Below are 7,883 nucleotides of genomic sequence, written 5' to 3' on the forward strand. Positions count from 1 at the left end.
TCCCGGTGGTCGGGCTGTTGCCGTTCAACGGTCATATTTCGTGTCTCATATTGCATGCCAGCCCAGGCTGCACGGCAGTTGCAGTCCCATGCACATCGGTCATGCCAGCTCCAGGCTGTAACCCAGCCCCCTGTGGGTCAGGATCAGATTGGCATCGGGATCCCGCTCCCGCAGCTTGGCCCTCAGGGTCTTGATATGGGTATCGACGGTGCGATCCAGGCTCTCTTCGGCCCCGCTCCACACCCGATCCATCAACTGCTGGCGGGAGTAAACCCGGCCCGGCGCCTGCATCAGCGTCTTGAGCAGCAGGTATTCATAGCGGGTGAGGCTCAGGGGTTGACCGTGGAAACAGATGCGGGCCCGCTCCTCATCCAGCAGCAAACCACTGGCCTGTGAGGGGGGCTGCCGCTCGCTGCGGCGCAAGATGGTGCGTACCCTGGCACAGACCTCCCGGGGCGAGAACGGCTTGGCCACATAGTCATCGGCGCCAATCTCCAGCCCGATCAAGCGGTCTATCTCCTCGCTGCGGGCGGTGAGGAACATCAGCGGGGTGTCGCTGTGCGCCCGCACCCGCTTGCACAGCTCGAAGCCATTGATGTCGGGCAGACCCACATCCAGGATTAGGAAGTCAGGTTGCGTCTGTTCCAGTCGCGCCAACATGGTCTCGCCCAGGTTGAACCAGGTCACCTCGAACCCCTCGGTCTGCAGGGCATAGATAAGGGTGTCGGCGATGTTGGCTTCGTCTTCTACCAACCATATCAATCTCTTGTGCATGGGATCCTCTCACTCTCTGCCGGTCTATTTTGGCAGTTAAGTGATGGGGATCCTATTTTGTCCGCTTGTTTTTCCCGCAAAGCTTGCTAATATCCCGCCATTCTTTCGAATCGAAACTTAACGATGACAAAACGAAACACTCAACAGCGCCGCCACACCATAGTGACCCTGGTGCAAGAGCAGGGCGAAGTGAGCGTCGATGCCCTGGCCAAGCACTTCTCCACCTCGGAAGTGACCATCCGCAAGGATCTGGCGGTGCTGGAAACCGGCGGTCTGCTGCTGCGTCGTTATGGGGGCGCCGTGCCGCTACCGAGCGAGATGGTCGTGACGGATAACCCGGAACAAGTTTCGAAGCGAAAGCTGGCCATCGCCCGTGCAGCTGCCGACCGGATCCGCGATCACAATCGCATCATCATCGACAGCGGCAGTACCACCAGCGCCATGATCCCCATGCTGGGCAACAAGCGTGGCCTCATCGTCATGACCAACTCCCTCAATGTGGCGGGTGCCCTGCGCGAGCTGGAGAACGAACCCACCCTGCTGATGACGGGCGGCACCTGGGACCCCCACTCCGAGTCCTTTCAGGGCCAGGTGGCGGAGCAGGTGTTGCGCTCCTATGACTTCGACCAGCTGTTCATCGGCGCCGATGGCATAGATCCCGAGCGGGGCACCACCACCTTCAACGAGCTGGTGGGCCTGTCCCGGGTGATGGCCGAGGTGTCGCGGGAGGTGATCGTCATGGTCGAGTCAGAAAAAATAGGTCGCAAGATCCCCAACCTGGAGTTGCCCTGGGCGCAAATCCATACCCTGGTGACGGACGAAGACTTGGCCGACGAGACCCGGCAACTACTCGAATCCAAAGGGGTGACGCTGATCTGCGCCCCCCTCGCAGGCTGACGCTCGCCTGCTCATCCCATTGTTAACAATTCAATTTTAAGGAGAAGTCTATGTGTGGCATCGTCGGGGCAGTCGCCCAACGTGATGTGGCTGAAATTCTGGTGGAAGGCCTGCGTCGTCTCGAGTATCGCGGTTATGACTCCGCCGGTGTGGCCGTGTTCAGCAGCGAGCACCCGTTGCAACGGGTGCGCCGTCTGGGCAAGGTGGCCGAGCTGGCCAAGGCGCTGGACGAACAGTCCGTCCATGGCGGTACCGGCATAGCACACACCCGCTGGGCGACCCACGGCGAGCCCTCCGAGCGCAATGCCCACCCCCATGTCTCCGAGCATATCGTCGTGGTGCACAATGGCATCATCGAAAACCACGAAGAGCTGCGGGCCGAGTTGCAGGGGCTGGGCTATGAGTTCAGCTCAGACACCGACACCGAGGTGATCGCTCACCTGGTGCACCACGAACTGAAATCCGCCCCCAGCCTGCTGGTGGCTATGCAAGTCGCGGTGAAGCAGTTGCGCGGCGCCTACGGCACAGTGGTGATGGACAGCCGTGACGACAGCCGTGTGGTGGTGGCCCGCTCCGGCTCGCCGCTGGTGATAGGTCGCGGCATCGGCGAGAACTTCATCGCCTCCGATCAGATGGCGCTGCTGCCGGTGACCCGCCGCTTCATCTTCCTGGAAGAGGGTGACGTGGCCGAGGTGACCCGCCGTGACGTGCACATCTTCGATACCCAGGGCAACGCCGTGGTGCGCGAGGAGCTGGAATCCGAGCTCTCCCACGATGCCGGTGACAAGGGCGAGTATCGCCACTACATGCTCAAAGAGATCTACGAGCAGCCCAAGGCCATCACCAACACCCTGGAAGGGCGGCTGGGCAGCGATCACGTGGTGGTCGAGTCGTTCGGCAATGGCGCCCGCGCCATCTTCGACCAGGTCGAGCACATCCAGATCATCGCCTGTGGCACCTCCTACAACTCCGGCATGGTGGCCCGCTACTGGTTCGAAGAGATCGCCGGGGTGTCGTGCGACGTGGAGATCGCCTCCGAGTTCCGCTATCGCAAGTCGGTGGTGCGCCCCAACAGCCTGCTGGTGACCCTCTCCCAGAGCGGCGAGACCGCCGATACCCTGGCGGCCCTGCGTCTGGCCAAGGAGTCCGGCTACATGAGCTCCCTGGCGATCTGCAACGTACCGGGTTCCTCCCTGGTGCGGGAATCGGATCTCGCCTTCATGACCCGGGCCGGTACCGAGATTGGTGTGGCCTCCACCAAGGCCTTCACCACCCAGTTGGCCGGTCTGCTGATGCTGGTGACCGCCATCGGTCATTGCCGTGGCAACCTGAGTGCCGCCGCCGAGGCCGAGCTGGTCAAGGCGCTGAAGACCCTGCCACAGCGCATCAAGGAGAGTCTGGCGCTGGCCAAGGAGATCGAAACCCTGGCCGAAGAGTTTGCCGACAAGCACCACAGCCTGTTCCTGGGTCGCGGCAGCCAATACCCCATTGCCATGGAAGGGGCGCTCAAGCTCAAAGAGATCTCCTACATCCATGCAGAAGCCTATGCGGCCGGTGAGCTGAAGCATGGCCCGCTGGCGCTGGTGGATGCCGAGATGCCCATCATAGTGGTGGCGCCGAACAACGATCTGCTGGAGAAGCTCAAGTCCAACGTCGAAGAGGTGCGCGCTCGTGGCGGCATTCTCTATGTGTTCGCCGATGCGGCTGCCGGTTTCAAGAGTGACCAGACCATGCGGGTGATGAACCTCAGCCATGTCGAGGAGGCTATTGCCCCCATCGTCTACACGGTGCCCTTGCAGCTGCTCTCCTATCATGTTGCCCTCATCAAGGGCACGGACGTGGATCAGCCGCGCAACCTGGCCAAGTCGGTTACGGTTGAATAAGCCAAAGATGATCCCATGAAAAAGAGCCGCAAATGCGGCTCTTTTTGTTGCTGCTGACCAGATTACGACAGTCGCAGGTTGGTGATGGTCACATCGGTCAGGGAGGGCACAATGATGCCGCTGGAGATCCCCTTGGCGATGGCCTGACTGCGGTTCTTGGAGTCCGTCTTGTTGGTCACCTGATTGAGGTGGAAATTGACGGTTCGTTCGCTGATGCCGAGTATGGTGGCTATCTCCCAGGAGGTCTTGCCCTCGCTGGCCCAGAACAGGCACTCCTTCTCCCGGTCCGACAGCTCGGTCAGATACTTCATCAGATCCGGTCTGGCCTTGATGAGGGTCAGGGCCGAGTTGAAGATGTAGCTGGCACAGAAGGAGAGCATGGGCACGTTGTCGAACATCAGCTCGGAATCGGATTTTTCCTTGGTAATGAAGGAGAGGATGCCGTGTTCACCCTGCGGGGTGTGCAGCGGAAAGGAGACACCGTTACGAACGCCGAAGTCGGCGGCCAGGTTCATCACTTCCTGACTGGCGCTGGGTGTGCAATCGAGCTGATTCCAGAAGATGGGCTGAGTCTGTTTGAGGCCCAGATGCACCACGGGATCCTGAGTCAGGAACTGTTTTTCCGTATAGGCATTGAACCAGCTGGTTGGGCAATTATTGAACAGAGCGACGTGGGATTTTTGCATGCTGATGGGAAAAATAATCAGCAAACGAAAATAATCGAAGCCCATCTGGTGGCTGAAACGTTCCAGAAGCTGCTGGATGTCGCTGGTTTTCTTGGCCCTGGTAAACCTGTCTATGTGTTCCCATATGGCGTCGTTAAACATCTTTCTCTCCTTTTTCGATCCCTATCTTGCTGATCGAAAAGATATTTTTTAGTTATAAATGTGGTGTTGCTTCTACCAACGCCAGTACATCCCGTGTTTGTCTAAAAATTATCCTGTTTTTTTCCCCCTAGGCCAAGGACTGATGTCGATTGCTACTGGTCCCATGATTTGAAATAATGAGAATAGTTATCATTGATAAGATCTATTTCATGAACAAGTTATGGTGTCTGGCCCTGTTGCCATTATCGATCTCCTTGTCAGTTTCTGCCGATGAACTGGTCAAGCCTGCTCTCAAGGCGAGTATTGCCGCCGGGCAAGCATCCCAGCTGCGGGTGGAGAAAGCGGCCGATGCCGCCCTCGCCGCTCGCCAGGAGTTGCAGAATGCCGAATTGCAACTGCGCGACCTCGAGGCTTACAACAGCTATATGCAGTCGCTGGTTGCCGATCAGCGCAAGGAGCTGACTCGCCTCAATACCCAGCTCGGCGCGGTGGAAGAGACCCGTCAGGGCCTTATCCCCCTGATGCTGAAGATGCAGAGCGACCTGGCGTCGCTGGTGCAAGATGACATTCCCCTGCGCAAGGAGGAGCGGTTATCACGGGTGCAGGGGTTGAAAGCGACCCTGGCGCGCAGCGATGTGAGCGAGGCGGAGAAATTTCGCCAACTGTTGCAGGCCTATCAGATCGAGGCCGAATACGGTAACCGGCTCGATGCCTATTCGGCCGAGTTGACCCTGGATGGCACGCCGCGCCGGGTCGAGGTGTTGGCCGTGGGCCGGGTGGCCCTGCTCGCCATGACGGCGGATCACAGCCTGGCCTGGCGCTGGTCGGCACAACAGAAAGCATGGCTGGCGCTGGATGAACAGTGGCTGAGCCCGCTCGGCGAGGCATTCGCCATGGCAAAAGAGAAGGGCGTCCCCCAGTTGTTGCAACTGCCGCTCTCCGTGGCCCTGCAGGAGACCCAGTCATGAGACAACTTCCCCTTCTTGTCGCTCTGACACTGGGCATGATGCAGCCCGCGTTGGCCAATGAAGACTGGCAGGCACAGGAGCAGGCCCGCGAACAACAAGCGAGTCAGGATCTTGGTGAGGTCAGCAAGACCCTGGCGAGCGCCCGTGCCCGGCTGGGTGCCGCCCAGCAGCAGAGCAAGCTGCTGGCGAGTGAATTTGCCGACAACGAGAAAAAGCTGGGTGAATTGAAATCCCAGTGGCAGCAAGCGGCCAGTGACATGGACGAAGTCTTTGCCGTGGCCCGCCAGGGAGCAAACGACGCGGCCAGGTTGCTCGGTGGCTCGGCGCTTCAGGGTCAATATGGCGATCGCTTGCAACCCTTGCAGCAGATGAGCAAGGAGCAGGATGTGCCGGACCGCACCGCCCTGGCTCAACTGCCAAGTCTACTGATGCAAGAGATCACCGGATCGAGCCAGGTTACCCGCTTCGACGCCAATGTACTGGATGGCCAGGGCGCCGCCAGCCGCCAGCCGGTGACCCGCATCGGCAGCTTCATGTTGCTGGGGAAAGAGGGCTTGCTCCAGGTGGAAGCCGATGGCCTGACCCCTGTGCTCGGTCTGCCCGCCAGTCTCAATCGTGCCGCCCATGCATACCAGGGTCAGGAGGGCGAGGCCGTACCGCTCGATCCCTCCCATGGCGTCCTGCTTGCCATGCAGGCCCAGGCCCCTGGTTTCTGGCAGCAGCTGCAGCAGGGCGGAAAAGTGGGCGCCATCATCATATTGCTGGCCCTGATCGGCCTGGGCATCGCCGCGGTGCGGCTGTGGAGCCTCTCTCGCGAGCTGGGCCGGGTGCGTCGTCAGCTGGCCAGCGGTGACTATCATGCGGACAACGCCCTCGGCCGGGTACTGCTGGTCGCGGACAAGCACCCGGAGATCGCCATGGAGACCCTGGAGCTGAGGCTGGATGAGGCCATCTTGCAGGAGACGCCGCGCCTCGAGCGGGGGCTGGGCATGGTCAAGGTGATCGCCGCCCTGGCGCCCATGCTGGGTCTGCTCGGCACGGTGACCGGCATGATTGGCACCTTCCAGGCCATCACCCAGTTCGGTACCGGCGATCCCAAGATCATGGCCGGTGGCATCTCGATGGCGCTGATCACCACCGTCATGGGGCTGGTGGCAGCCATACCGCTCATCCTCTCCCATAGCTTGCTGCAGTCGCGTTTCGTCGAGCTCTCCAATGTGTTGGAGCAGCAAGTGGCCGGCATATTGGCCGAGCGTGCCGAAGGCGAAATACGGGAAGGGCGCGCGGCATGATGCTCGACATCTGGCATCAGTTGCAGAGCTTCATGGGCCGAGGTGGCCCTGTGCTCTGGGTCATACTGGCCATGCTGGCGCTGATGTGGATCCTGATCATTGAGCGGTTGCTGTATCTCAATCTGGGCTATGGCGCATTGCAGCGCCGTCTGCAAGCCGACTGGCAGGCCAGAGCGGAACAAAGCAGCTGGCATGCCCGCGCCATCCGTGGTCGCTGGCTGGCTCAGGCCGAGCTGGAGCTCGGTCGCCATCTGATCATCATCCGCACCCTGGTCGTGCTCTGCCCCATGTTGGGGCTGCTTGGCACAGTGACCGGCATGATAGGGGTGTTCGACACCCTGGCGGCAGCCAACCGTTTTAATCCAGAGAGCATGGCCGGCGGCATCTCCCGCGCCACCATACCCACCATGGCGGGCATGGTCGTTGCCTTGCTCGGCGTATTGTTACTCAGTCGTCTCGACAGCAAGGCCAAACGGGCCTTGGCACAAACCCGGGACGGACTGCGCGAAGAGAAGGTATTACCATGAGACGCCAATCCAAGCGCGTGCGTGATGAAGTGCAGATAGACATGACCCCCATGCTCGACATCGTCTTCATCATGTTGATCTTCTTTATAGTGACCACCTCTTTCGTGCGTGAAGCCGGGCTCGAGGTCAATCGTCCCCAAGCGAGCAATGCCAAGGCCCAGAAGTCCTCCAGCATCATGTTGGCCATCGGTGAACAGGGTCAGATCTACCTGGATCGCAAGCCGGTAGACATAGAGCGGGTGCAAGCCAGCCTGGCGCGCATGTTGGCCGAACAGCCCGAGGCCAGCCTGGTGATCCAGGCCGACGAGCGTGTGCCCCATGGCAAGGTGGTGAGGGTGATGGATGAGGCCAAGGCCGCCGGGATCACCAGCATAGCGGTAGCGGTGTCTGCCCCATGAAGTTCAAGCTGATGAGCCTGGGGCTGGGTCTGCTGCTCAGCCTGGGGATATTGCTGTTCATGGCCGCCCTGGTCGAGCCACCCAAGGAGCGCAGCCAGCGCGATGAACAGGATCCTATCGTCATCCGGATGCAGACGGAGCAGAGCGAGGTCGCGCAGCGAGAGCGCCCTGTCCCGCCTAAACCCGAGCCCCTGCCCGAACCCCCGGCCGCCCTCTCCCTGAGCCCCACGCCCACCCCCGCAACGCCCCCTCCGCCTTCGGTACAACCCAGCCTGGATCTGGTGGCTGATCTGAGTCCTGTGCAGGATGCCCCCCCC

General features: G+C 60.7%; 8 protein-coding genes and 1 pseudogene. 7 read left to right on the top strand and 2 right to left on the bottom strand.

Features of this window, described 5'->3' with window-relative positions; genetic code table 11:
* Positions 1-99: 99 nt before the first annotated feature.
* Positions 100-774: a beta-lactam response regulator transcription factor BlrA gene (blrA, locus tag BN1130_RS19265; protein ID WP_042044025.1), complete on the bottom strand. Its 675-nt coding sequence runs from the start codon at positions 772-774 to the stop codon at positions 100-102.
* Positions 775-897: 123 nt separating this feature from the next.
* Between blrA and BN1130_RS19270 the strand changes: the two genes are divergently transcribed.
* Together BN1130_RS19270 and glmS are read left to right on the top strand one after the other, a co-directional pair.
* Positions 898-1,671, top strand: a complete 774-nt coding sequence (locus BN1130_RS19270; RefSeq protein WP_042044026.1) for a DeoR/GlpR family DNA-binding transcription regulator — start codon at positions 898-900, stop codon at positions 1,669-1,671.
* 50 nt (positions 1,672-1,721) lie between these two features.
* The gene (gene glmS / locus BN1130_RS19275) at positions 1,722-3,554 is read left to right on the top strand and encodes a glutamine--fructose-6-phosphate transaminase (isomerizing) (RefSeq protein ID WP_042044027.1); all 1,833 of its coding nucleotides are present in this window, start codon (positions 1,722-1,724) and stop codon (positions 3,552-3,554) included.
* Between the two features lie 62 nt (positions 3,555-3,616).
* On the opposite strand, the gene BN1130_RS19280 is transcribed toward glmS, so the two are convergent.
* Positions 3,617-4,381, bottom strand: coding sequence for a helix-turn-helix transcriptional regulator (locus tag BN1130_RS19280; protein WP_042044029.1), 765 nt, complete (start codon positions 4,379-4,381; stop codon positions 3,617-3,619).
* A gap of 209 nt (positions 4,382-4,590) precedes the next feature.
* Here BN1130_RS19280 and BN1130_RS19285 point away from each other — a divergent pair, with 209 nt between their 5' ends.
* The 5 genes and pseudogenes from BN1130_RS19285 to BN1130_RS19305 all read left to right on the top strand — a co-directional run.
* Positions 4,591-5,349: a DUF3450 domain-containing protein gene (locus BN1130_RS19285; protein WP_042044046.1), complete on the top strand. Its 759-nt coding sequence runs from the start codon at positions 4,591-4,593 to the stop codon at positions 5,347-5,349.
* On the top strand, positions 5,346-6,641 hold the full coding sequence (locus BN1130_RS19290; protein ID WP_042044030.1) for a MotA/TolQ/ExbB proton channel family protein: 1,296 nt from the start codon (positions 5,346-5,348) through the stop codon (positions 6,639-6,641). Before BN1130_RS19285 ends, BN1130_RS19290 begins: the two co-directional genes overlap by 4 nt.
* Positions 6,638-7,168 (top strand): MotA/TolQ/ExbB proton channel family protein, encoded by a 531-nt coding sequence (locus BN1130_RS19295; RefSeq protein WP_042044031.1) that lies wholly within the window; start codon positions 6,638-6,640, stop codon positions 7,166-7,168. Before BN1130_RS19290 ends, BN1130_RS19295 begins: the two co-directional genes overlap by 4 nt.
* On the top strand, positions 7,165-7,566 hold the full coding sequence (locus BN1130_RS19300) for an ExbD/TolR family protein (RefSeq protein ID WP_042044032.1): 402 nt from the start codon (positions 7,165-7,167) through the stop codon (positions 7,564-7,566). The genes BN1130_RS19295 and BN1130_RS19300 overlap by 4 nt, the downstream gene beginning before the upstream one ends.
* Positions 7,563-7,883, top strand: a pseudogene (locus BN1130_RS19305) (energy transducer TonB); the annotation flags it as partial. The gene BN1130_RS19300 and the pseudogene BN1130_RS19305, both read left to right, overlap by 4 nt.

Origin of the sequence: Aeromonas rivuli (genome assembly GCF_000820045.1) — a bacterium.
GTDB classification, from domain to species: Bacteria; Pseudomonadota; Gammaproteobacteria; order Enterobacterales; family Aeromonadaceae; genus Aeromonas; species Aeromonas rivuli.